Raw genomic sequence first — 21,602 nt, forward strand, 5'->3', positions numbered from 1 at the left:
AATTACAATCGCTCGACGATCGTCACATTGGCCATGCCGCCGCCTTCGCACATGGTCTGCAGCCCGTAGCGCTTGCCGGACTGCTGCAGCGCGTGCACCAGCGTGGTCATCAGCTTGGTGCCGGAGCCGCCGAGCGGATGGCCGAGCGCGATGGCGCCGCCATTGACGTTGAGGCGCTTCGGGTCGGCGCCGGTGGCCTTCAGCCAGGCCGTCGGAATCGAGGCGAAGGCCTCGTTGACTTCGAACAGGTCGATGTCGTCGATCTTCATTCCGGCCTTTTCGAGCGCGCGCTTGGTGGCGGGCAGGGGCGCTTCCAGCATGATCACCGGATCGCCGCCCATCATGGTCATGTGGTGGATGCGCGCCAGCGGCTTGATGCCGAGTTGCTTGAGGCCCTTCTCGTTGACAACCATCACGCCCGACGCACCATCGCAGATCTGGCTGGCGGATGCTGCGGTGAGCTTGCCGTTCTCGGCGATTAGCTTGACGCCCCTGATGCCGTCGAGCGTGGCGTCGAAGCGGATGCCCTCGTCGATGTGATGGGTGTCCGTAGTGCCATCGGCGCGGGTGATCTGCAGCGGGATGATTTCGTCCTTGAACCGGCCAGCCTCGGTCGCCGCAATAGCGCGCTGGTGGCTCTCGAAGGCGTATGTGTCGAGGTCATCCTTTGTCAGACCGTATTTCGCGGCGACCATCTCGGCCCCGGTGAACTGATTGAACTGGATATTGGGAAAACGCGCTTCCATGCCCGGGCTCTTGTAGTGGCCCATGCCGGCCTTGGACGCGAGAATGCTTGGCGAGCCCATTGGCACGCGGGTCATGCTCTCGACGCCGGCGGCGATCACGATATCCATGGAGCCGGCCATCACGGCCTGGGCCGCAAAATGCAGCGCCTGTTGCGACGAGCCACACTGACGGTCGATGGAAGTGCCCGGCACGCTTTCCGGCAACTTGGAGGCCAGCACCGCGTTGCGCGCGACGTTGACGGCCTGCTCGCCGCCCTGGCCGACGCAGCCCACGATGACGTCCTCAACCGAGGCGGGATCTGCGCCGGTGCGTTCAACCAGCGTGTTCAAAACCGAGGCTGCGAGGTCGGCCGGGTGCCAGCCGGCTAAACGCCCGCCCTTGCGGCCACCAGCGGTGCGTGCAGCGGCGACGATATAAGCCTCGGCCATGCGTGATCTCCCTTTTTTGCCTTGTTTGGCGGCGTTTTTCGTGGCGTTGAATGCGCGGGATTTAAGTGTCCGCGGAGAGTTTAGTCAATCGGTCAATTAACTCTTGAGTGCGGCCGATTGTTCGTATTATCTGCGCTCCGAATGGCACCCACTTTGAACCCCAGCACCTCTGTGAAAACCGCCGCTGCCCGTAATCCGACGGCCGACAAGCTGTTGCTCGCGGCGAGCGAGCTGATGATTGCCAGCAACTCCATCGAGGTGTCGCTGAGCGAGATTGCGCAGCAGTCGGGGGTCAATGCGGCGCTGGTGAAATATCATTTCGGCAACAAGGACGGGCTGCTGCTGGCGCTGCTTGCGCGCGACGCCGCGACCGAGATGACCAATCTGGAATATCTGCTGGCGCAGCCGATCTCGGCCACCGCAAAACTGCGGCTGCACATCGCCGGCATCATCAAGGCCTATTATCAGTTCCCCTACATGAACCGGCTGATCCACTACTTGCTGCATGAGAGCAGCAACGAGGCGGCCGATGAAGTCTCGAAGTTCTTCGTGGGGCCGCTGCTCGGCTTCCATCGCCGACTGCTGGCAGAAGGGCTCGACTCCGGCGAATTTCGCAAGGTCGATCCGGTGCTGTTCTACACCAGTTTGATCGGCGCCTGCGACAACCTGTTCTTCAGCCGTCATGCCATGTCGCGCGCCATTGGCGTCGGCCCGGTGACCGATGAAGTCTGCCGCGACTACGTCGCCCATATGGAAGCGATGCTGCTCGGCGGGATCCTCACAAACAAGAAGGCCGCCAAGGCCTGACATCACGAGCTCAGAAGAAACGGCCCAAGGAAAACTGCCAAGAAAATTCAAAAATGTCGGGAAACGCCCAAGGAACTAAATTCAAGAACCAACAATAAGAAACGCCCAAGGACCAGTTCCAAGAACAACAACCAAGAAAACGCCCAAGGACCACTTCTTCTTTTTCTTCTTCGTCGCGACTCAAGAATTCAAGAAACGATCAGAAACGCCCAAGGAAAGGCATTATCGATGCAGTTGAAAGACGTAGCCGTATTCATCACCGGCGGTGGCTCGGGCCTCGGTGCCGCGACCGCACGCGCGATGGCCGCCAAGGGCGCCAAGGTCGCCGTGTTCGACCGCGCGCAGGACAATGCCGAGAAGGTCGCTGCCGAAGTGAAGGGCGTTGCTACCGTCGGCGATGTCACCAGCGAGAGTGACGTGAAGGCGGCGCTCGCCAAGGCAGCGGCTGCGCATGGTACCGCGCGCGTACTGATGAACTGCGCCGGTATCGGCGGTTCGCAGCGCATCGTCGGCAAGCAGGGCGTCTATCCGCTTGAGAAGTTCACCAATGTCATCATGGTGAACTTGATCGGTACCTTCAACTGCCTGCGCCTGTTCGCCGAGCAGCTCGCCACCGCCGAACCGATCGGCGAGGAGCGCGGCGTCATCATCAACACCGCCAGCGTCGCGGCCTATGAAGGCCAGATCGGCCAGATCGCCTACTCCGCCTCGAAGGGGGGCGTTGTCGGCCTCACGCTGCCGGCTGCCCGCGATCTCGCCTCCAGCAAGATCCGCGTCAACACCATCGCGCCGGGCCTGTTCCTGACGCCGCTGCTGATGGGCCTCAACGAGGAAGCCCGCGCCAGCCTCGGCGCGCAGGTGCCGCATCCGGCCCGCCTCGGCGACGCCTCGGAATACGGCAACCTTGCGGTCCACATCGTCGAGAACCCGATGCTGAACGGCGAAACCATCCGCCTCGACGGTGCCATCCGTATGGCGCCGCGGTAGTACTTGTCTTCCCCTCTCCCCCAGCGCGGCGTAGCCGCGCGCCGGGGGAGAGGGTGCCTGAGCAAGCGAAGGCGGGAGAGGGCTCGTTGTGGCACCCCTCTCGTGAGTTTGTTTCTAACTCCTGCGCTGCCCTCTCCCGCAAGGGGAGAGGGCGCGGCAATGAGCGTCGGCAAGGCGCCAACGAGTGAAACGGGAGAGCGCGTGTGTCTAATCCACTGCTGATCGAACACGACGATGGCGTGGACCGGGTGACGCTTAATCGTCCGGACAGTCTCAACGCGCTCGATCCTGCTCTGATCGACGCACTAAACGACTATTTCGAAAGCCTGCAGCGCAATCGCAAGACACGCGTGGTCGTCCTCAAGGGTGCCGGCGCCAATTTCTGCGCCGGGCTCGATCTCAAACACGCAATGGCCGTGCGCTCCGGGCAGAATGCGCCGCGCACCGTCACCGAGTCGCTCGATTCCCAGCGCCGCATCGCGGATATCGTGATGCTGATGCGCCGCTGTCCGCAGCCGATCATCGCGCTGGTGCAGGGTGCTGCCGCCGGTGGCGGTTTCGCGCTGGCGCTCGCCGCAGATATCCGCATCGCCGCCAAGTCAGCGCGCATGAACTGCGCCTTCATCAAGCTCGGCCTCGGCGGCTGCGATATCGGCTCAAGCTATTTCCTGCCGCGTCTCGTCGGTGTCTCCGTCGCCTCTGAACTGATCCTCACCGGCCGCTTCATCCATGCCGATCGCGCGCTGGCTGTTGGGTTGGTGTCGGAAGTTGTCGACGACGGTCAACTCGAAGCCGCCGCTGCGCCCTATGTCGATGTGATGATGACCGCGTCGCCGGTAGGGCTGCGGCTGTCGAAGGAATGCATCAACATGTCCGTCGATGCCGGCTCGATCGAGGCCGTCATCGCCATGGAAGATCGCAATCAGGTGCTGTGCAGCCGCTCGGAAGATTTCGAGGAAGGCATTCGCGCATTCATCGAGAAACGAAAGCCGGTTTACGTCACACGTTGAAGCGTGATCTCACGCAACGAATACAAGGTCCGACAAACGAGACCATGGTTCGACAAGAACGGTTTTGGGAGAAACCACATGAACGCCCAGGCTGCCGCGGTGCTGACAAAGCCCGCCTTCCGCAAGATCCTCTGGATGGAGCGCGACATCGATGTCGAGCGCCGGCCGGACGGCGTCATCGTCATGAAGTCGCTGATACCGTTGATGCCCTATGAGACGCATCTGCCGGCGTCTCTGGCGAAGTGGGCCAAGGAGCGTCCCGATCACACCTGGCTGGCCCAGCGCGCCGGCGATGACCGGCAATGGCGTCGGCTCAGCTATGGCGAGGCGAAGCGGACCGCCGATGCGCTGACCCAGGCGCTACTCGACATGAAGCTCGCGGCCGATGGACCGGTTGCGATCCTTTCGGGCAATTCCATCGAGCATGCACTAATGACCATGGCGGCGATGCAGGCGCGGCATCCGGCAGCGCCGGTGTCGCCGGCCTATTCGCTGATGAGCCAGGATCACGCCAAGCTCAAATATCTGTTCGACCTGATCAAGCCTGTCGCGGTCATGGTGCAGGACGGGCCGACCTTCCAGAAGGCGCTGGATGCGCTCGATCTCACCGACATCAAGATCATCCATGTGGCGCGCCCGCCGACGGGGATCGCCAGCACCGCCTATGCCGACATGGTCGCGACCATGGTTACGCCCACGGTCGACGCATCGCTCGCCCAGATCATGCCCGATACGGTAGGCAAGCTGCTGTTCACCTCGGGCTCCACCGGCATGCCCAAGGCGGTCATCAACACGCAGCGGATGATGACGGCGAATGCCGCGATGATGATGCAGACGCGCCCGCGCGATCCGAACGCGCAGCCGCCGGTCTATCTCGACTGGATGCCGTGGAATCACACCATGGGCGGCAACGCTTTGTTCAACCCGCTGCTGATCGATGGCGGCACGCTCTATATCGACGATGGCCGTCCAATGCCGGGCATGATCGACGAGACATTGCGGAATCTGCGCGAAATATCGCCGACCTATTACGCCAATGTTCCCGCCGGCTATGCGGCCATCGCCAGCGCGATGGAGAAAGACGATGCGCTGGCGCGCTCGTTCTTCAAGAACCTGAATCTGATGGCCTATGGCGGCGCGCGTCTCCCTGACGATCTTTATGACCGCATGCAGGCGCTGGCCGTGCGCGCCACGGGCGAGCGCATCGTGTTCTACACCGGCTGGGGCTGCACCGAGACGTCGCCGACCTCGACCGGCACCTATTGGGACACCGAGCGCGTCGGCCTGATCGGTCTGCCGTTCCCCGGCGTCGAGCTGAAGATGGTGCCGGTGGATTCGAAATACGAATTGCGGCTGCGCGGCGTCAACGTGATGCCGGGCTACTATCGCCAGCCGGACCTCACCAAAGCGGCCTTCGACGAGGAAGGCTTCTACAAGATCGGCGACGCTGGCATTTTCGTCGACGACAATGACCCCGTGCAGGGCCTGATCTTCTCCGGCCGCGTGGTGGAGGACTTCAAGCTGACGACCGGCACCTTCGTGCATGTCGGCTCGTTGCGCACCGATGTGATCGCGGCGGCGACGCCGGTGGTGCAGGACGCGCTGATCACCGGACAGGATCGGCCCTATATCGGCGTTCTCGCCTGGCCCAACCTGCCGGCCTGCCGCATCATGATCGGCGAGCCCGAGGCGACATTTGCCGATGTGGTGAAACATCCTGCGGTTCTTGCCTGTCTGAAGAAGGGGCTGCAGGCACATAATGCGTCGTGCGAAGGCGCCAGCAGCAGGCGCATTGCGCGCGCGATGTTCATGGTCGAGCCGGCGTCCATCGACGGCAACGAACTCACTGACAAGGGCTACATCAACCAGCGCGCCGGCCTCGAACGCCGCGCGGCACTGGTCGCCCAGCTTTACGCCGAGCATCCCGGCGAAGACGTCATCATCCTCAACTAGACTTTCCATCGATCAGAACAGAGTACACCGCCATGAACTTCGATTTCTCCGACGACCAGAAGCAGCTCCGCGACGAGGCCCGGCGTTTTCTCACCGAGAAGTGCCCGCCGAAAGCCGTGCGCGCCGTGATCGACGGCAAGGCGCCCTATGATCGCGAGCTCTGGAAGGGCCTCGCCGATATGGGCTTCCTCGGCGTCGCCATCCCGGAAGCCTTTGGCGGCTCGGGTGCCGGTCATCTCGAACTCTGCGTGATCGCCGAGGAAATGGGCCGTGCGCTCGCGCCGGTGCCGTTCTCGTCCACGGTTTATCTCGCCGCTGAAGCGCTGCTGCTCGCCGGTTCGGATGCGCAGAAGCAGAAGTGGTTGCCGGCCATCGCGCAAGGCAATGCCATCGGCACGCTGGCCCTGTTCGAAGGCTCTGGTAATCCGTCGCCAAAAGCGATCAAGCTCACCGCGGCCAACGGCGTACTGAACGGCACCAAGAAGCCGGTGGCCGATGGTGCCATCGCCGATTTCGCCATCGTCGCCGCACGTACCGGTTCGACCGGCCGCGACAGCGACATTGCACTGTATCTCGTGGATCTCACCAGCGAAGGTGTCGAGGCCAAGGCGCTGACCTCCATCGATCCGTCGCGCAATCAGGCCGAAATCTCGTTCAAGAACGTCAAGGCCGAGCCGCTCGGTGCTGCGAATGAAGGCTGGAGCATCCTCTCCCAGGTGCTCGACCGCGCCGCCGTGCTGATCGGCTTCGAACAGGTCGGCGGCTCCGATCGCGCACTGGAAATGGGCCGCGATTACGCGCTGGATCGTATCGCCTTCGGTCGCCAGATCGGCTCTTTCCAGGCGGTTAAGCACATGCTCGCGGACATGTATGTCTCGGCGACGCTGGCGCGCTCCAATTGCTACTACGGCGCCTGGGCGCTTTCGACCAACGCGTCCGAACTGCCGGAAGCCGCCGCTGCAGCACGCATCAGCGCGACGCAGGCGTTCCAGCACTGCTCCAAGAACAACATCCAGGTTCATGGCGGCATGGGCTTCACCTGGGAGTTCGACTGCCACCTCTACTACCGCCGCTCCAACGCGGTGGCGGTTGGGCTCGGCTCGCTGTCCTATTGGGAAGACCAGTTGATCGAGCGCATGCGCCAGAAGAACGCGGCGTAAGGACCAATCGCGATGAATTTTGATGACACCCCGCAAGAGGCCGCGTTTCGCGCCGAGGCGAAAGCCTGGATCGCGGCCAATGCGCCGAAGCAATATGAAGACGAGCTGAAAAAGGCCGCGCTCGGCCGCATTCAGCTCAAGAGTGCGAATATTCTGGAAGTCGCGAAAGCCTGGCAGAAGAAGAAGGCCGATGCCGGCTGGGCCGTACCGCACTGGCCGAAGGAGTATGGCGGCCGCGGCGCATCGCCCATCGAGCGGGTGATCTGGCAGCAGGAAGAGGGCGTGTTCGGCAAGCTCGGCGCGCTCTTCATTATCGGTCACGGCATGTGCGGCCCGACCATGATGGCCTATGCCTCCGAGGAGCATAAGCGGCAGTATCTGCCGCCGCTGGCCTCCGGCGAGAAGATCTGGTGCCAGTTGTTCTCCGAACCCGCCGGCGGATCCGACGTCGCGGGTCTGCGCACCCGTGCGGAAAAGGACGGCGACGACTGGGTCATCAACGGCCAGAAGATCTGGACCTCCGGCGCGCATTACTCGGATTATGGCATCCTGATCACCCGCACCGACCCGACTGTGCCGAAGCACAAGGGCCTCACCATGTTCTTCCTGGACATGAAGAGCCCGGGCGTGGAGGTGAAGCCGATCAAGCAGGCCAACGGGCAGGCCGAGTTCAACGAGGTGTATTTCACCGACGTACGGATACCCGATGCGCAGCGCCTCGGCGCTGTGGGCGACGGCTGGAACGTGTCGCTGACCACGCTGATGAACGAGCGCATGGCGATCGGCGCCAATGTCGCCACCGGCTTCCCGGAACTGTTTGAGTTCTGCAGCAGCCTGATGCTCGACGACGGTCCTGCGATCGACGATCCCGCGGTGCGCTCCAGGCTCGCCAACTGGGCGGTGCGCGCCAGCGGCCTCCGCTACACCAGCTTCCGCGCCATCTCGGCGCTATCGCGCGGTGAACGTCCGGGTCCGGAAAACTCCATCGGCAAGCTCGTTGCGGGTGCCATGCTGCAGGATGTCGCGACCTATGCGCTCGATCTGCAGGGTGCGGCTGGCGTGTTGAACGGTCCGGAGGATGCGGAGGTCGCCGGCAAGTTCCAGGCGATGCTGCTGCGGTCGCCTGCGACGCGCGTCGAGGGCGGCACCGACGAGATCCTGCGCAACATCATCGCGGAACGTGTGCTCGGCCTGCCGGGCGACATCCGCGTCGACAAGGACGTGCCATTCAACAAGATCCCGACCAAGGGACGATAAGTCAGCCTGTAGGATGGGTAGAACGCAGCGAAACCCATCAATGTCCGCGCAAGCCCATCGATGGGTTTCGCAAGGGCTCTACCCATCCTACGCTTTCTTTTCTCATTAAGGACGACTGCCATGAATTTCGATGACACGCCGCAGGAAGCCGAATTCCGCGCCGTCGCGCGCAAGTGGATCGATGCGAACGCGCCGAAGGAGCTGGAAGCTGAGCTGACCAAGCCATCGGCGAAGCGCGCCAGCGAGAAGCGCGACGCGATGCTCGATGTCGCCAAGGCCTGGCAGAAGAAGAAGGCCGATGCCGGCTGGGCCTGTCTGCATTGGCCGAAGGAATATGGCGGCCGTGGCTCCACGCCGATCGAGCGCGTGATCTGGCAGCAGGAAGAGGGCGTCTATGACAAGCTCGCGCGGCCCTTCGCCATCGGGCAGGGCATGTGCGGCCCCACCGTGATGGCCTATGCGTCCGAAGACCAGAAGCGCAAATATCTGCCGCCACTGGCCTCTGGCGAGAAGGTCTGGTGTCAGCTGTTCTCCGAACCCGCCGGTGGTTCCGACGTCGCTGGCCTTCGTACCCGCGCGGAGAAGGATGGTGACGACTGGATCGTCAACGGCCAGAAGATCTGGACCTCCGGCGCCCATTACTCGGATTATGGCATCCTGATCACCCGCACCGATCCGAATGTGCCCAAGCACAAGGGGCTCACCATGTTCTTCCTGGACATGAAGAGCGAAGGCGTTGAGGTGAAGCCGATCAAGCAGGCCAATGGCATGCAGGAGTTCAACGAGGTGTTCTTCACCAATGTAAGGATCCCGGATAGCCAGCGGCTCGGCGCCGTCGGTGACGGCTGGAACGTGTCGCTGACCACGCTGATGAACGAGCGCATGTCGATCGGCTCCCGCGTCGCCACGGGGTTCCCGGAATTGTTCGAGTATTGCAGCAACCTGATGCTGGAAGACGGCCTCGCCATCGACGATCCCAATGTGCGCTCGAAACTCGCAAGCTGGGCGGTGAAGAATTCCGGTCTGAAATACACCAGCTATCGCTCGATTTCGGCGCTGTCGAAGGGCGAGCGTCCGGGTCCGGAAAACTCCATCGGCAAGCTGGTCTCGGGCATGATGATGCAGGACATCGCGATGTTCGCGGCCGACCTGCAGGGCGCTTCCGGCGCGCTGGTCGGTGCCGATGCGGAAGCGGCCGGCGAATTCCAGGCGACGATCCTCGGTTCGCCCTCAATGCGCATTGCCGGCGGCACCGACGAGATCCTGCGCAATATCATCGCCGAGCGCGTGCTGGGTCTGCCCGGTGATATCCGCGTCGACAAGGACGTGCCGTTCAACAAGGTCCCGACCAAGGGACGGTGATATCTCTGCCCTCATCCTGAGGAGCGTGCCACTTGGCACGCGTCTCGAAGGATGGCAACAAACTCAAGAGCCAAGCCAGCTCATGGTTCGAGACGGCGCCAATTGGCGCCTCCTCACCATGAGGGACCGAGCCAGGATGTTTCCATGACCGACTCCATCTCCACTCTCGAAACCCTTCTCGCCGGCCGCTACTCCTGTCGCGCCTACAAGACCGAGCAGGTGCCGCGCGCCATCATCGACCGCATTCTCAATGCCGCGCAGAAGACCGCGTCGTGGTGCAACAGCCAGCCGTGGCAGGTCACGATCACGTCGGGTGAAGCCACCAAGAAGTTTCGCGATGTGCTCTATCCCGTCGCGGCCGCGGGCACGCCGAATTCCGGCGACTTCCCGTTTCCGCGCGAATATCGCGGGGTCTATCTGGACCGCCGCCGCGAAAGCGGCTTCCAGCTCTACAATACGCTGGGCATCGCGCGCGGCGACAAGACGGCCTATGCCGAGCAGGCGCTGCAGAACTTCAACTTCTTCGGCGCGCCGCATGTGGCGATCATCACGTCGGATGAAGCGCTCGGCGTCTATGGCGCAGTGGACTGCGGCGGCTATGTGAACAATTTCATGCTGGCTGCGCAGGCGCTCGGTCTCGCGACCGTGCCGCAGGCGGCGTTGGCGTTTCACTCGGCCGTGGTGCGCCAGCATTTCGGCATGAGCGACGACCGCCGCGTCGTTTGCGGCATCTCGTTCGGCTATCCGGATCGCGAGCACAAGGTCAACAGCTACCGAACCAACCGCGCGCAGTTGGGCGACGTCGCGACGTTTGTGGAGTGATCTTTCTTTCCCCTCTCCCCCAGCGCGGCGAAGCTGCGCGCCGTGGGAGAGGGTGGATCGAACGCGAAGCGGTCGAGACGGGAGAGGGGGCGCCACGAGCTCCGAGCTTCGCGGCTCCCCCTCTCCCGCCTTCGCTTCGCTCAGGCACCCTCTCCCGCAAGGGGGAGAGGGGAAGAAAAGTGCCACGGGCTTAGCGTTTAAAACCTCGGCGCCCGCTTCTCCGCAAACGCCTTCGTACCTTCCTTGATCTCATCGCCGCGCATGCTGTCGCGTGCGCGCTGGTCGGCCGCAGCTTCGTCCAGTTCACCGCGGGCGAATTCGTTGATCGCCTGCTTCATGCCGCGCATGGCGATCGGGGCGTTGCCGGCCAGAATCATGGCGAGCTTGTCGACTTCCTCGTCCAGCGCCTCGGTCGGCACCATGGCGGTGAGGTAACCGATCCGCAGCAGTTCGCTGGCTTCCAGCTTCTGCGCGGTGAGAAACAATCGCTTGGCGTTGTCGACCCCGAGCCGGCTCACATAGCGTTTGATGCCGCCCTTGTAATAATGCAGCCCGAGCCGGGCGGCCGGCATGAACATCTCGCAGGTGTCGACGCCGATGCGGAAGTCGCAGGCCAGTGCCAGGTCGGTGGAGCCGCCATAGACGCCGCCATTGAGCCGGCAGATCGTCGGGAGCGCCAGGTCCTCCAGCCGGTTTGCCACGGACTCAAAGGCCGATCCGGACGAACCTTCGGCCACGGGCTTGGGCGCGCTGGCAGCCCGTTCGGAGATCGCATTGAGATCGAAGCCGGCGCTGAAAGCGCGGCCGGTGCCGGTGAGCACTAGCACCCGGACGGCGCGATTCGCCTCTACGCGATCGAACAGCTGTACCAAGGTGTCCAGGTCGAGCTGGGACAGCCGGTTCAGCTTCTGGGGGCGGTTCAGGCGGATGGTGGCGCGGGGGCCGTCGATGGTCAGAATGGGGGGCGAGGACTGGTCAGATGCGGTTTCCGTCGTTTCCGACATGTTGTTCTCCTTTGGGATGCGAGCGACGGTGCCCGCACCGGCGGATCGCGTCAATCTGCGCACGACTCCGTGATTTTTGCGGGTCGCAACACGGGCTATTTTAACCAGATGGGCTATATTGCGGCTGCAAAGGCCCGGTCATTCGCGCTTCATAGTCGCGGAGGACGGTGCGGCCGTTCCTGGAAACCCGGTTTGCTCCCATGGATATGTCCTATCTCCATCACTTTGGCAGCGCCGCCGCCACGATCTTCGTGGTCGCGACCGCCACGATGCGGACGATGATTCCGCTGCGGGTGTTTGGCATCATGGCCAATGTCCTGCTAATCGCGATCTCGATCCCGACCCACAACTATCCGACCATGGCATTGCATGCGGTACTGCTGCCGCTCAACATCTACCGCCTGCGCCAGATGCTGCAATTGGTCCAGGATGTGAAAAAGTCGGTGAACTCGGACCTGTCGATGGAATGGCTGAAGCCGTTCATGACCAAGCGTCCCTGTAAGGCCGGTGAGGTGTTGTTTTACAAGGACGAGAAGGCCGAAGACATGTTCTACATCGTCAGTGGCCGTTATCGTCTCGTCGAATCCGGGATCGAATTGCCGGTCGGCGCCATTGTCGGTGAACTCGGCATGCTGTCGCCCTTGAACGAACGCACCCAGACGCTGGAATGTATCGAGCCCGGCATGGTGCTCAGCGTCAGCTACAGCCAGGTCGAAGAGCTCTACGTGCAGAATCCGGAATTTGGTTTCTTCTTCCTGCGTCTCGCCAGCGCGCGATTGTTCGAGAATATCGACAAGCTGGAAGCGCGTCTGATGAAGCAGGACGCGCCCGCATTGCCCATGGCGCCGCAGCACGCATAAGCATCAGGACGTCCCGTGGCAGGTTTCATCAACGTCATCCGCTCCACGCTCGCCGAGCTGGCGAACAGGAGCGAACCTGCAGCGCCGGTTTTGCCGGTGGGGCTGCCGGCTGCGGTGCGTCCTGTGGCGGAAGATGGCGTGGCCCTGTTGATCAACTATCAGAGCGCAGTTTACGCGCAGCTCTACAGCGACCGGCTGCGTCGCTTTGTCGGACGGCGCAACGTCAGCGACGAACTGTTTAGCGAGATTGCGCGGCTGCTCACGATGCGCATGAGCTATCACGATCCGATCCGCATCGCGCAGCTCAAGCTGCAGGAACCCGTGATGCCCGGCCGGCCGCCCGTCGTCGACAGGCGGCGTTTTCGCCTTGACGAGTTGGTGTCGGCATTGCCGGAGATCGTCGGCGATCCCCTGATGTGGGCGCTCGAGCGCATCTATTGTGCGCATCGCACCGTGCCGATCCGTTTCAGCAAGGCGAGCATCTGGGGCATCAAGCGCCTTGAGTTCGAATCCTGGCTGCGACGTTGGCGCCTGTTGTCGACGCGTTATGAAACCGAGCGCGTCTGGGTCGAACGCTGGCTGCACATGATTGATCGGGCACTGACCAAGCAGCCGGACGCGGCAATGGCCATCGTGCAGACGGCAACCATGATCGAAGGTTACGGCACGGGCTATCGGCAGGGCATGGCCGCCTGGCATCAGATCATCGACGGACTAGCCAAGCCGGCTTTCGATGGGACGCTGGTTATCACCGACCTGGCGGACGCGATCACGCGTGCTCGTGCGGTGCCGCGCGATCCGAAAGGTGACCAATTACGCAAGGCGATCGGCGAGCTCCGGGCGCATGCCGTTCTGAACTAGCGAGAAAGTGGAGCGTGCGCAGTGTTTTCCCGTCCAGGCTGGCTCTGCAGGAAGCGGTGGGTTTTCGGTTCCGCGGCGTGCATTCCCGGTTTCGGAGTGTCATAAATAGGGCGAGTGATCGGGCCGGCTAAGCGGGCCAGCCTGTCGTGACCGGTGAGAGGGACGTCAGCTTGTTGTTTCCTGCAATGTCGTCGTCGATTGCTCTGGGCGGGCTCGTCGGGTGGATGCTCGTCCTCACCGTCAAGCACGTGATCGCTGATTTCCTGCTGCAAAACGCCTGGATGGCGATAGGCAAGGATCAACGGACCGGATGGGCGCTGCCGCTGCTGGCGCATTGCGCGATCCATGGCGTGCTGACGACGCTGTTCATTGCCGTTGTACAACCCAAGCTCTGGTTCTTGGGACTGGTCGACTTCGCGATCCACATCACCATCGATCGGCTCAAGGGCATCTGCGTATCGCATTTCGGTGTGACGCAGGGCCATCGCTGGTTCTGGTGGCTGATCGGCATCGATCAGGCGCTGCATCACCTGACCGACTTCTTCCTGGCCATCTTCATCGTCGCCAACAGCTGATGCGCGTTTGAACGCATCGAGTTCCAATGTGGCGGTAGCAGGGCACGGCTGCCACATTTCAAACTGTTACTCAAGAGTCGCACGCGGCCATTAAGGCTGTTGGTTAACCCTGCGTTAGGAAATTCAACCGCATCCTCATTAACGAGGAGAAACCCCATGCGGTCTAGCCGTCAAGCTTTTGAGAACGATTTTTGCCCCGTCGAGGAAGATCTGCTCGGTGCAATGTATCGTGCAAATGAAAATGGCCTGCCCCATCTCGTGGCCAGCGTTTCATCCGATGTCCGTGCGATGCTGGCCTTGTTTTGCTATCGCCGCAGTCATCTCCACGCTCTGGCGATCTCGATCGCATCGAGCTGCAGCGAGCGCGAACTGATCGAATTCGGTGGCCGCGTTGGTTCCACACTCTACGCGCTGTCACACGACACCGCCGTGGCGCGTCCTTCGGTGTCGGCCTATCACAACCGCAAGGCCATCACGCTGTCGACCAAGCCGCTCTCGACGCTGGCGCCGATGGATGATGATCTCGACGACGAGCTGGATGACAAGGAATTCGCTCACGCCGTCACGGCGTAAGCTGACATCAACTACTCTGCGGCTGCCAAAATTGGCAGCCCGTGCCGACGTCGCGCCATGGCGCATTCGGGATCGCCGGGCATGCAGGTCCGGCACACGTCCGGCCTCACAGCATAAATCCCGCAGGCTGTTGCCTCTCCAATTTTTCCGGTCAGCGCGCTGCAGCGGTCTCCGTCGCAGCGCATTCCCGATTCACGGTCGTTGACATATTTGGCCGGGATCAGATCGAGATCGGCATCGTCCTCGATGGTGAAGCGCGGCCAGTTGCTGGAATACGAACAGCACGCACCACAGGCCTGGCATGGGCTGGCTTCACTGATCGTGGCTGCGTGGCTTGTCATGCCGCGGTTTATCCCGATCGGGCCGGTTTCGCCAGCCGTGCAGATGCAGGTTCGGCTGTTTCAGGTATCCTGTGGCCGCTCCCAGCTCAGCGTCTTGCGCCATTTGCTGCGCAATGCTTCACGCCGCTCCGGATACTTCTCATCGAGGAAATGGGCCTCGATTGCGCGATCGGTTCGAAAACTGCGGAAATCCTGGCGGAGCTCGCACCACGCCGCCAGCAGCCGCACCGCTTCCAGATAACCCACCGCGATCGGCCAGACGATGCGCTCGCTGTCGCGACCGGCTTCGTCCCGGTAAAGCAGCCGGACCTTCTTGCCCGCATGAATATGCGCGCGCATCTGCACCATATCCATGCTGTCGGCGGTGCCGCGGAAATGCGGCCGTGCGCGGCTCGCGGGTTCCAGCACGAAGGGGCGCAAGCGCTCGGGCACGGTGTCCGCGATCTTCGCGATGAGATTCTGTGCCGCCTTGGCCAATGCCGGATCGGCGTGCCCCATCACCCATTGCGCGCCGAGCACTGCGGCTTCGATCTCGTCGGGTGTCAGCATCAGCGGCGGCATGTCGAAGCCGCGTTCGAGGATATACCCCATGCCGGCTTCGCCGCGGATCGGGACGCGTTGCGCCATCAGTGTCGCGATGTCGCGATAGATCGTCCGCTTGGACGTTTCCAGTTCGGCGGCAATGGCATCCGCCGTCAGCGGCTTCCGCGTGCGCCGAAGCACCTGGATGATCTGAAACAGGCGGTCGGCGCGTCTCATGGTCGTCCCTCTATCTTTGTTGGCAGATGTCGATGCTGACAGCATGTTGGCAGCAGGGGGCAGTCATACAGGGTCCAGGTTCAAACGAACGAAGGATTCTGCAATGACCGCTTTCGATAGCCTCGCCGTCTTTTCGCATGATGACCGGCTCTGGCGCATCCGGGCATGGCTGCTGGAACGCGCCATTCTCGCCCTGTCGGGAGACCTCCGCTGGGCCCTGATCGGGCTCGGCTGGCGCATGGTTTCCACCGCGGCGGTCCAGACGCGTGTCTGGGTCGCCGGCGCGACCCGGCGTGACGGCTGCTGACACCACGGTGGCAGCAGCGACTGCCTAGTCTCTTGTCCTTATCACTTGGAGAAACCACATGATCGTCCTTCACGGCGCAGGTGCAGGCTTTGGCCTGCCGGAAATCAGCCCTTTCGTTACTAAGACGGAAGTCCAGCTCAAGATGGCCGGCTTGCCCTATGAGAAGCAACCGGCACGGCCGCAGGATTCGCCGAAAGGGCAGATGCCCTATATTGATGACGGCGCTGAGTGCATTGCCGACTCCACCTTTATCCGCGCCTATATCGAACGCAAATATGACGTCGATTTCGATAGGGGTCTCGATCTCGCCCAGCGCGCTCAGGCCTGGGCGATCGAGCGGATGATCGAGCATCATCTCTACTGGGCACTTGTCGGGGTGCGCTGGGTCGATGCCGATAACTTCGCCAAGGGACCGTCGCATTTCTTCGACGGCATTCCCGAAGCGCAGCGCGACGAGATTCGTGCATCCGCGCGCAAATCCGTCATTCAGAACCATCTGGCGAACGGCCTCGGCCGGCATCCTGCCGATGAGGCGCTACAACTCGCGGATCGTTCGCTGATGGCTCTGTCGGTGCTGCTGGCCGGGAAGTCTCACTTGATGAGCAACCGCCCGGCGGGTGTCGATGCGACCGCATTCGGCGTTCTGGCCGGGATCATGTCGCCGTTGTTTCCGTCACCCCTGCAGCGTCAGTTGCACCGCTACGGCAACCTCGTCACCTATGTGGATCGGATGATGGCAGAGTATTATCCCGAGCACGCCTGGCAGTGCAGCGTCGCTGCCTGACGCTGCGTCGCCTTTAATGCGGCGACGCTGCGCCCTTCAGCGTCGCCAGTTCTGCTTCCAACTCCGCAATCCGCGCATCGCGCGCTGCCAACACCGCCGCGACATCGGCCGCATCGAATTTCTGCGGGATATGTTGCGGACAATTGGTATCCCACGCAGCGATCGTGAACAGGATGACCTGCTCAGGCTTCGCACGATAACCTTGTGGCATCAGCGATCGCATCAAGGCCGGGTCGTCCTCGACCACCCGCGCGGTGCCCCAGAGCTTGACCCGGCGGCGATGCGCGTAATCCATGATGAAGATGTTGGCCTTTGGATTCTCGGCCAGATTGCCCTGGGTGATGTATTGCCGGTTGCCGCTATAATCCGCAAAGGCGAGCGTCTGTTTGTCGAGCACCTTCACGAACCCCTTCGGCCCGCCGCGATGTTGCATATAAGGCTGGCCGTCAGCGCTGGCGGTAGCCAGAAAGAAGCTGTTCGCCTCGGCGAGAAACGATGCGAGATTGTCGTCGATCTCGGTGCGCCAGCCGCCATTTTCCTCGACATGCGCATAGCCGGAACGCGAACCCTTGCGGGTCTGGATCGCCTTGACCGTCGGCGTGAAGGCAATGTCGCTGGAATAGGTGTGGATGTCTGACATGGCTTACTCCCTGATTGGAGTTCTGAACGGGATACGTTCGCGATCGCTTCAACGTGGCTCTTTCCTCGCATAAGAACAATTATCTGAATTGACACTTCATTATTGCGGGATATGAAATGGTGCGATGGATCGCATCGAAGCCATGACCGTCTTCGTCGCCGTGGCGGACCTGCAGGGGTTCGCGCCTGCGGCCCGCAAGCTCAGACTCTCCGCGTCGGCGGTCACCCGCATGGTGGCGGCGCTGGAGGAGCGCCTTGGCGCCCGCCTGCTGCAGCGGACCACGCGCTCGGTGATGCTGACGGATATCGGCGCGCGCTATCTGCAACGAGCGCGCCAGATTCTCGCGGATATCGAGGAGGCCGAAGGCTCCGCGCAGGCCGAACGGGCCAGGCCGACCGGGCGTCTGGTCGTCTCGGCGCCAGTCGGCTTCGGGCGGCTGCATGTGACGCCGCTGATCTCGGCCTATCTGCAGCGCTATCCCGATGTCTCGGGTGAATTGCGGCTGACCGATCGCATGGTCGGCCTGGTCGAGGACGGCATCGATGTCGCGGTGCGGATCGGCGATCTCGCCGATTCCAGCCTCGTGGCGCGCAACCTCGGCACCATGTCGCGCATCGTGGTGGCGTCGCCGGATTATCTGGCGCAGCGCGGCCAGCCGACGGCACCGGAGGATATCGCAAAGCACGACACGATCCAGTTCGGTTCGATCGCGTCAGCGCCGGAATGGCGCTTCGTGCGTGATGGCCGGGATGTTCGCATCACGCATACGCCGCGCTTCACCACCGATGTCGCCGATGCCGCCATCTGGCACGCCGAGCACGGTGGCGGCCTGACTCGCGTGCTGGCCTATCAGGCTGCGGAGGGGCTGGAGGCGGGACGGCTGAAGCGCGTGCTGACGAAGTTCGAGCCGCCGGTGGTGCCGATCCACATCGTCTATCCGACCTCGCGTTTGTTGTCGGCGAAAGTGCGCGTCTTCATCGATCTTGCCGCCGAAACCTGCCGGTGGGATTTCAGCAAGCGATAGCCATCGCTACGTTTTTGGTGGGGCCACGCTAAATGTGCCGTTGGCCCGGGCGCACGGCTCGCCGTCTGCCGTGATTAGTGCCTGCGCAAAGCAGAGACGCTTGCCGGTCTTGATGACCTCGGTCTCGATCTGCAGCCATTGCCCGATCTGCGCGGAGCCAAGAAAATCAGCAGAGAGATTCACGGTGAGCAGCCGCGCACCGCCGCCCAGTACATGGCCGCAGCTCAGGCCCATCGCATTGTCGGCCAGAGCCGTGATCAGCCCACCATGTGCCATGCCGCGCGAATTGGTGTGCGCTTCGGCGATGTGGAGACCAAGGATGATATTGGTGTCGGTCACCTTCGAATAGATCGGCTCCCACGGCGTGGTGAGGGGGCTCTTGCGATAGTGCGGCGCGAAGCCGTCGGGAATAGCGGTGTCAGTCATGGCGCATCGATCCGGATTGTTTGCGCCATAGAAGCGAAAGCACAAGCAAAGGACAGACCAACAAAGTTTGAAACGGGTCTGACGGGATGTTTAAAACAGGTGTGACAGCGATAACGCCAAACTCAGTCTGTCGTCACCCGCGAAAGCGGTGATCCAGTAAACGCAGGCGGTTCGGGTCATCACACTTGCCGGTCTTTACTGGGACACCCGGTCAAGCCGGGTGACGACATGCAGAGTGTGAGTGGGAAGGCCTAATAGGGCAGTCCCACATAATTTTCCGCCAGCGACGCCGTCGCGACATCCGAATGTACGACATAATCCAGCTCGGCCTGCTGCAGCTTGGTGCCGAAACCGTCATTGTCGGGGAAGCGATGCATCATCGAGGTCATCCACCACGAGAAACGCACCGCTTTCCACACGCGCTTCAGCGCGATGGCCGAATAGAAGTCGAGACCGCTCGAGGATTTCTCATCGTAGAATTCGCGCAGCGCCATCGACAGGTAATGGACGTCGGAGGCCGCGAGGTTGAGCCCCTTGGCGCCGGTCGGCGGCACGATGTGGGCGGCGTCGCCGGCGAGGAACAGCCTGCCAAAACGCATCGGTTCCGCGACAAAACTACGCAGCGGCGCGATACTCTTCTCCAGCGATGGGCCGGTGATGAGGCTTTCGGCGGCCTCCGTGTCGAGGCGGCGGCGCAGCTCGTCCCAGAACATGTCGTCGGTCCAGTTCTCGACTTTTTCGTCGAGGGAGCACTGGACGTAATAGCGGCTGCGCGTCATCGAGCGCATCGAGCACAGCGCGAAGCCGCGTTGGTGATTGGTGTAGATCAGCTCATGCGACACTGGCGGCGTATCCGAGAGCAGGCCGAGCCAGCCGAACGGATAGACGCGCTCGAAGGTCTGTACGGCGGAGGCCGGAACGCTCTGGCGCGAGACGCCGTGGAACCCATCACAGCCGGCGATGAAATCGCAGGCGATCTCGTGGCTTACGCCGTCCTTGACGTAGCGGACGCGGGGGCTTGTGCCGTCGAAATCATGCAGCGAGACATTGTCGGCGTCATAGACCGTGGTCAGCCCTGCCTTGTCGCGGGCATCCATCAGGTCGCGGGTGACCTCCGTCTGGCCGTAGACGGTAACGACCTTACCGCCGGATGCCTTCTTCAGGTCGAGGCGGTGGCGAATTCCGCCGAACAGAAGTTCGATCCCGTCATGGATCAGGCCTTCGTGATGCAGGCGCTCGGTAATCCCCAGCTTTTCCAGCAGGCCAACGGTGCCCTGTTCGAGCACGCCGGCGCGGATGCGGGCGAGGACATAGTCGCGATCCTTGCGCTCGAGAATGACGTTATCGATCCCATAGGCATGCAATAGTTGCCCTAGCAACATTCCAGCCGGACCAGCTCCAATGATGGCAACTTTCGTTCGCAACGCTTGCTCCCGCGGTTGATATAGGCTCTGTCGTCCGACTGAGTTGACAAGTCAAGCGGGGTCGCGACACTGGCTCCGCAACGCGTGCGATCGCACCGCTTGCAAGGATGATTATAACATATAACAATATTCGCAAAGGGCCATTCAAGGTCCGGTGAACAGGTTCGAGAGAACACGTCCAAACGGGCGTAGAGGGAGAGACGTCGATGAAAAGGGCAATCTTTGCATTGCTGGCGGCTGGCTGTCTGACGACTGCAGTGAGCCCGGCGCAGGCGCAAGACAAAACCGTCAATATGAAAGTATCGCTGTGGGTGCCGCCGGCGCATCCACTGGTGCCGGCCACGCAGGCCTGGGCGGCCGATATCGAGAAAGCCTCGGGCGGCAGCATCAAGATGTCGGTATTCCCTTCGGAACAGCTCGGCAAGGCGTTCGATCATTACGACATGGCGCGCGATGGTATCGCCGATATCACCTATGTGAATCCCGGCTATCAGCCCGGCCGCTTCCCCATCGTGGCCGCAGGCCAGCTGCCCTTCGTGTTCTCGGACGGCAAGAAGGGTACCCTCGCGCTCAACGAGTGGTATCAGAAATACGCCAAGACCGAGATGAAGGACACGAAGCTGTGCTTCGCTTTCATCCACGATCCCGGATCGATCCACGGCAAGAAGAAGATCGTCGTGCCGTCAGACCTCAACGGCGTGAAGGTCCGCCCGGCGCAGAGTACTATCGGCGAAATGGTCAAGCTGTTCGGCGGCACCAATGTGCAGGCCTCGGCGCCGGAATCGCGCGATGCGATCGAACGCGGCGTTGCCGACGAGATCGCGTTCCCGTGGGGCTCGATCTTTCTGTTCGGCATCGACAAGGTGGTCAAGTATCACATCGACGTGCCGCTCTATTCGACGGTGTTCACCTACAACATCAACCTCGCCAAGTATAATTCCATGTCCGCGGCGCAGAAGAAGATCATCGACGATCATTGCACGCCGGAATGGGCCTCCAAGGTCACCGATCCCTGGGTCGACTTTGAAGCCAATGGCCGCACCAAGATGAAGGCGCTTCCGGATCACGAGGTTTACAAGCTGACGCCCGAGCAGCTCGCCGAGTGGAAGAAGGGCGTTCAACCGCTCAACGCCGCCTGGGCTGCGGCCGTGAAGAAGGCCGGCGGCGACGCCGATGCCATCGACGCCGACCTCAAGGCGATGCTGAAGAAGCACGACGCGGGGCTGTAGCTTTCCGCCGAGTCCGTTGATCGCACGGACCTCTCACCACGTCATGGCCGGGCTTGACCCGGCCATCCACTTTCCTTCGCCACCCAGAAGATGAATGCCCGGGTCATCTAGTGAAGTTCGCTTCGCGCTGCCCGGGCATGACGATCGAGAGGGCGGAGGCTGGCTTCTCCTCTTGAGCATTGTGACATCGACGATGACCGCCACGTCCGAAATCTCCCAATCCAGCGCCCTCGGCATTCCGCCGGATCCACCCCGCAAGAAC

Annotated in this window: 23 protein-coding genes; 16 read left to right on the forward strand and 7 right to left on the reverse strand. The window is 62.2% G+C overall.

Annotated elements, in window-relative coordinates:
• Positions 1-2: 2 nt before the first annotated feature.
• Positions 3-1,175 (reverse strand): acetyl-CoA C-acetyltransferase, encoded by a 1,173-nt coding sequence (locus tag AB8A23_RS12775; protein ID WP_439059544.1) that lies wholly within the window; start codon positions 1,173-1,175, stop codon positions 3-5.
• 141 nt (positions 1,176-1,316) lie between these two features.
• Between AB8A23_RS12775 and AB8A23_RS12780 the strand changes: the two genes are divergently transcribed.
• From AB8A23_RS12780 to AB8A23_RS12815, 8 genes are all read left to right on the forward strand, one after another.
• Positions 1,317-1,982, forward strand: coding sequence for a TetR family transcriptional regulator (locus tag AB8A23_RS12780; RefSeq protein WP_120291832.1), 666 nt, complete (start codon positions 1,317-1,319; stop codon positions 1,980-1,982).
• A gap of 228 nt (positions 1,983-2,210) precedes the next feature.
• A complete protein-coding gene (locus tag AB8A23_RS12785) occupies positions 2,211-2,969 on the forward strand; it encodes an SDR family NAD(P)-dependent oxidoreductase (protein WP_093756859.1) in 759 nt (252 codons plus the stop codon).
• A 203-nt stretch (positions 2,970-3,172) separates the two neighbouring features.
• Complete coding sequence (locus tag AB8A23_RS12790) at positions 3,173-3,979, forward strand: enoyl-CoA hydratase-related protein (RefSeq protein WP_120291830.1); 807 nt, start codon at positions 3,173-3,175, stop codon at positions 3,977-3,979.
• Positions 3,980-4,057: 78 nt separating this feature from the next.
• Positions 4,058-5,932, forward strand: a complete 1,875-nt coding sequence (locus AB8A23_RS12795) for an AMP-binding protein (protein ID WP_439059543.1) — start codon at positions 4,058-4,060, stop codon at positions 5,930-5,932.
• 32 nt (positions 5,933-5,964) lie between these two features.
• On the forward strand, positions 5,965-7,092 hold the full coding sequence (locus AB8A23_RS12800; protein WP_439059542.1) for an acyl-CoA dehydrogenase family protein: 1,128 nt from the start codon (positions 5,965-5,967) through the stop codon (positions 7,090-7,092).
• 12 nt (positions 7,093-7,104) lie between these two features.
• Positions 7,105-8,349: an acyl-CoA dehydrogenase gene (locus AB8A23_RS12805; protein WP_439059541.1), complete on the forward strand. Its 1,245-nt coding sequence runs from the start codon at positions 7,105-7,107 to the stop codon at positions 8,347-8,349.
• A gap of 120 nt (positions 8,350-8,469) precedes the next feature.
• Positions 8,470-9,711 carry an acyl-CoA dehydrogenase gene (locus AB8A23_RS12810; protein ID WP_149531693.1) on the forward strand — a complete coding sequence of 414 codons (1,242 nt, stop codon included), beginning with the start codon at positions 8,470-8,472 and terminating at the stop codon, positions 9,709-9,711.
• Positions 9,712-9,855: 144 nt separating this feature from the next.
• Positions 9,856-10,533, forward strand: a complete 678-nt coding sequence (locus AB8A23_RS12815; RefSeq protein ID WP_439059540.1) for a nitroreductase — start codon at positions 9,856-9,858, stop codon at positions 10,531-10,533.
• A 197-nt stretch (positions 10,534-10,730) separates the two neighbouring features.
• Here the strand turns inward: AB8A23_RS12815 and AB8A23_RS12820 are convergent, their stop codons facing one another.
• On the reverse strand, positions 10,731-11,537 hold the full coding sequence (locus AB8A23_RS12820; protein WP_320445245.1) for an enoyl-CoA hydratase/isomerase family protein: 807 nt from the start codon (positions 11,535-11,537) through the stop codon (positions 10,731-10,733).
• A gap of 200 nt (positions 11,538-11,737) precedes the next feature.
• Here AB8A23_RS12820 and AB8A23_RS12825 point away from each other — a divergent pair, with 200 nt between their 5' ends.
• The 4 genes from AB8A23_RS12825 (at position 11,738) to AB8A23_RS12840 (ending at position 14,406) form a co-directional block, all read left to right on the forward strand.
• Positions 11,738-12,397: a Crp/Fnr family transcriptional regulator gene (locus tag AB8A23_RS12825; RefSeq protein WP_089265467.1), complete on the forward strand. Its 660-nt coding sequence runs from the start codon at positions 11,738-11,740 to the stop codon at positions 12,395-12,397.
• A gap of 15 nt (positions 12,398-12,412) precedes the next feature.
• Positions 12,413-13,258, forward strand: a complete 846-nt coding sequence (locus AB8A23_RS12830) for a DUF6537 domain-containing protein (protein ID WP_093756853.1) — start codon at positions 12,413-12,415, stop codon at positions 13,256-13,258.
• Between the two features lie 170 nt (positions 13,259-13,428).
• Positions 13,429-13,833 (forward strand): DUF3307 domain-containing protein, encoded by a 405-nt coding sequence (locus tag AB8A23_RS12835; protein ID WP_068735395.1) that lies wholly within the window; start codon positions 13,429-13,431, stop codon positions 13,831-13,833.
• A 156-nt stretch (positions 13,834-13,989) separates the two neighbouring features.
• Positions 13,990-14,406: a hypothetical protein gene (locus tag AB8A23_RS12840; protein WP_068735003.1), complete on the forward strand. Its 417-nt coding sequence runs from the start codon at positions 13,990-13,992 to the stop codon at positions 14,404-14,406.
• An 11-nt stretch (positions 14,407-14,417) separates the two neighbouring features.
• Here AB8A23_RS12840 and AB8A23_RS12845 read toward each other — a convergent pair whose 3' ends face one another.
• Together AB8A23_RS12845 and AB8A23_RS12850 are read right to left on the reverse strand one after the other, a co-directional pair.
• A complete protein-coding gene (locus tag AB8A23_RS12845) occupies positions 14,418-14,747 on the reverse strand; it encodes a YkgJ family cysteine cluster protein (RefSeq protein WP_439059539.1) in 330 nt (109 codons plus the stop codon).
• Between the two features lie 60 nt (positions 14,748-14,807).
• Positions 14,808-15,506 carry a helix-turn-helix transcriptional regulator gene (locus tag AB8A23_RS12850; protein WP_231079686.1) on the reverse strand — a complete coding sequence of 233 codons (699 nt, stop codon included), beginning with the start codon at positions 15,504-15,506 and terminating at the stop codon, positions 14,808-14,810.
• Between the two features lie 103 nt (positions 15,507-15,609).
• Here AB8A23_RS12850 and AB8A23_RS12855 point away from each other — a divergent pair, with 103 nt between their 5' ends.
• Positions 15,610-15,813 carry a hypothetical protein gene (locus tag AB8A23_RS12855; protein ID WP_231079687.1) on the forward strand — a complete coding sequence of 68 codons (204 nt, stop codon included), beginning with the start codon at positions 15,610-15,612 and terminating at the stop codon, positions 15,811-15,813.
• A 58-nt stretch (positions 15,814-15,871) separates the two neighbouring features.
• A complete protein-coding gene (locus AB8A23_RS12860; RefSeq protein WP_439059538.1) occupies positions 15,872-16,597 on the forward strand; it encodes a glutathione S-transferase family protein in 726 nt (241 codons plus the stop codon).
• 13 nt (positions 16,598-16,610) lie between these two features.
• Here AB8A23_RS12860 and AB8A23_RS12865 read toward each other — a convergent pair whose 3' ends face one another.
• On the reverse strand, positions 16,611-17,237 hold the full coding sequence (locus tag AB8A23_RS12865; RefSeq protein ID WP_439059537.1) for a pyridoxamine 5'-phosphate oxidase family protein: 627 nt from the start codon (positions 17,235-17,237) through the stop codon (positions 16,611-16,613).
• Between the two features lie 124 nt (positions 17,238-17,361).
• Here AB8A23_RS12865 and AB8A23_RS12870 point away from each other — a divergent pair, with 124 nt between their 5' ends.
• The gene (locus AB8A23_RS12870) at positions 17,362-18,261 is read left to right on the forward strand and encodes a LysR family transcriptional regulator (protein WP_439059536.1); all 900 of its coding nucleotides are present in this window, start codon (positions 17,362-17,364) and stop codon (positions 18,259-18,261) included.
• A 6-nt stretch (positions 18,262-18,267) separates the two neighbouring features.
• Here the strand turns inward: AB8A23_RS12870 and AB8A23_RS12875 are convergent, their stop codons facing one another.
• Together AB8A23_RS12875 and pobA are read right to left on the reverse strand one after the other, a co-directional pair.
• Entirely contained in the window at positions 18,268-18,687 is a 420-nt protein-coding gene (locus AB8A23_RS12875) for a PaaI family thioesterase (RefSeq protein ID WP_439059535.1), read from the reverse strand.
• Positions 18,688-18,938: 251 nt separating this feature from the next.
• A complete protein-coding gene (pobA, locus tag AB8A23_RS12880; RefSeq protein ID WP_093756847.1) occupies positions 18,939-20,111 on the reverse strand; it encodes a 4-hydroxybenzoate 3-monooxygenase in 1,173 nt (390 codons plus the stop codon).
• A 206-nt stretch (positions 20,112-20,317) separates the two neighbouring features.
• Here pobA and AB8A23_RS12885 point away from each other — a divergent pair, with 206 nt between their 5' ends.
• Positions 20,318-21,340 (forward strand): TRAP transporter substrate-binding protein, encoded by a 1,023-nt coding sequence (locus AB8A23_RS12885; protein WP_320445237.1) that lies wholly within the window; start codon positions 20,318-20,320, stop codon positions 21,338-21,340.
• Positions 21,341-21,602 lie beyond the last annotated feature (262 nt).

It is taken from the genome of Tardiphaga sp. 619_E2_N8_4, from assembly GCF_051810905.1.
GTDB classification, from domain to species: Bacteria; Pseudomonadota; Alphaproteobacteria; order Rhizobiales; family Xanthobacteraceae; genus Tardiphaga; species Tardiphaga robiniae.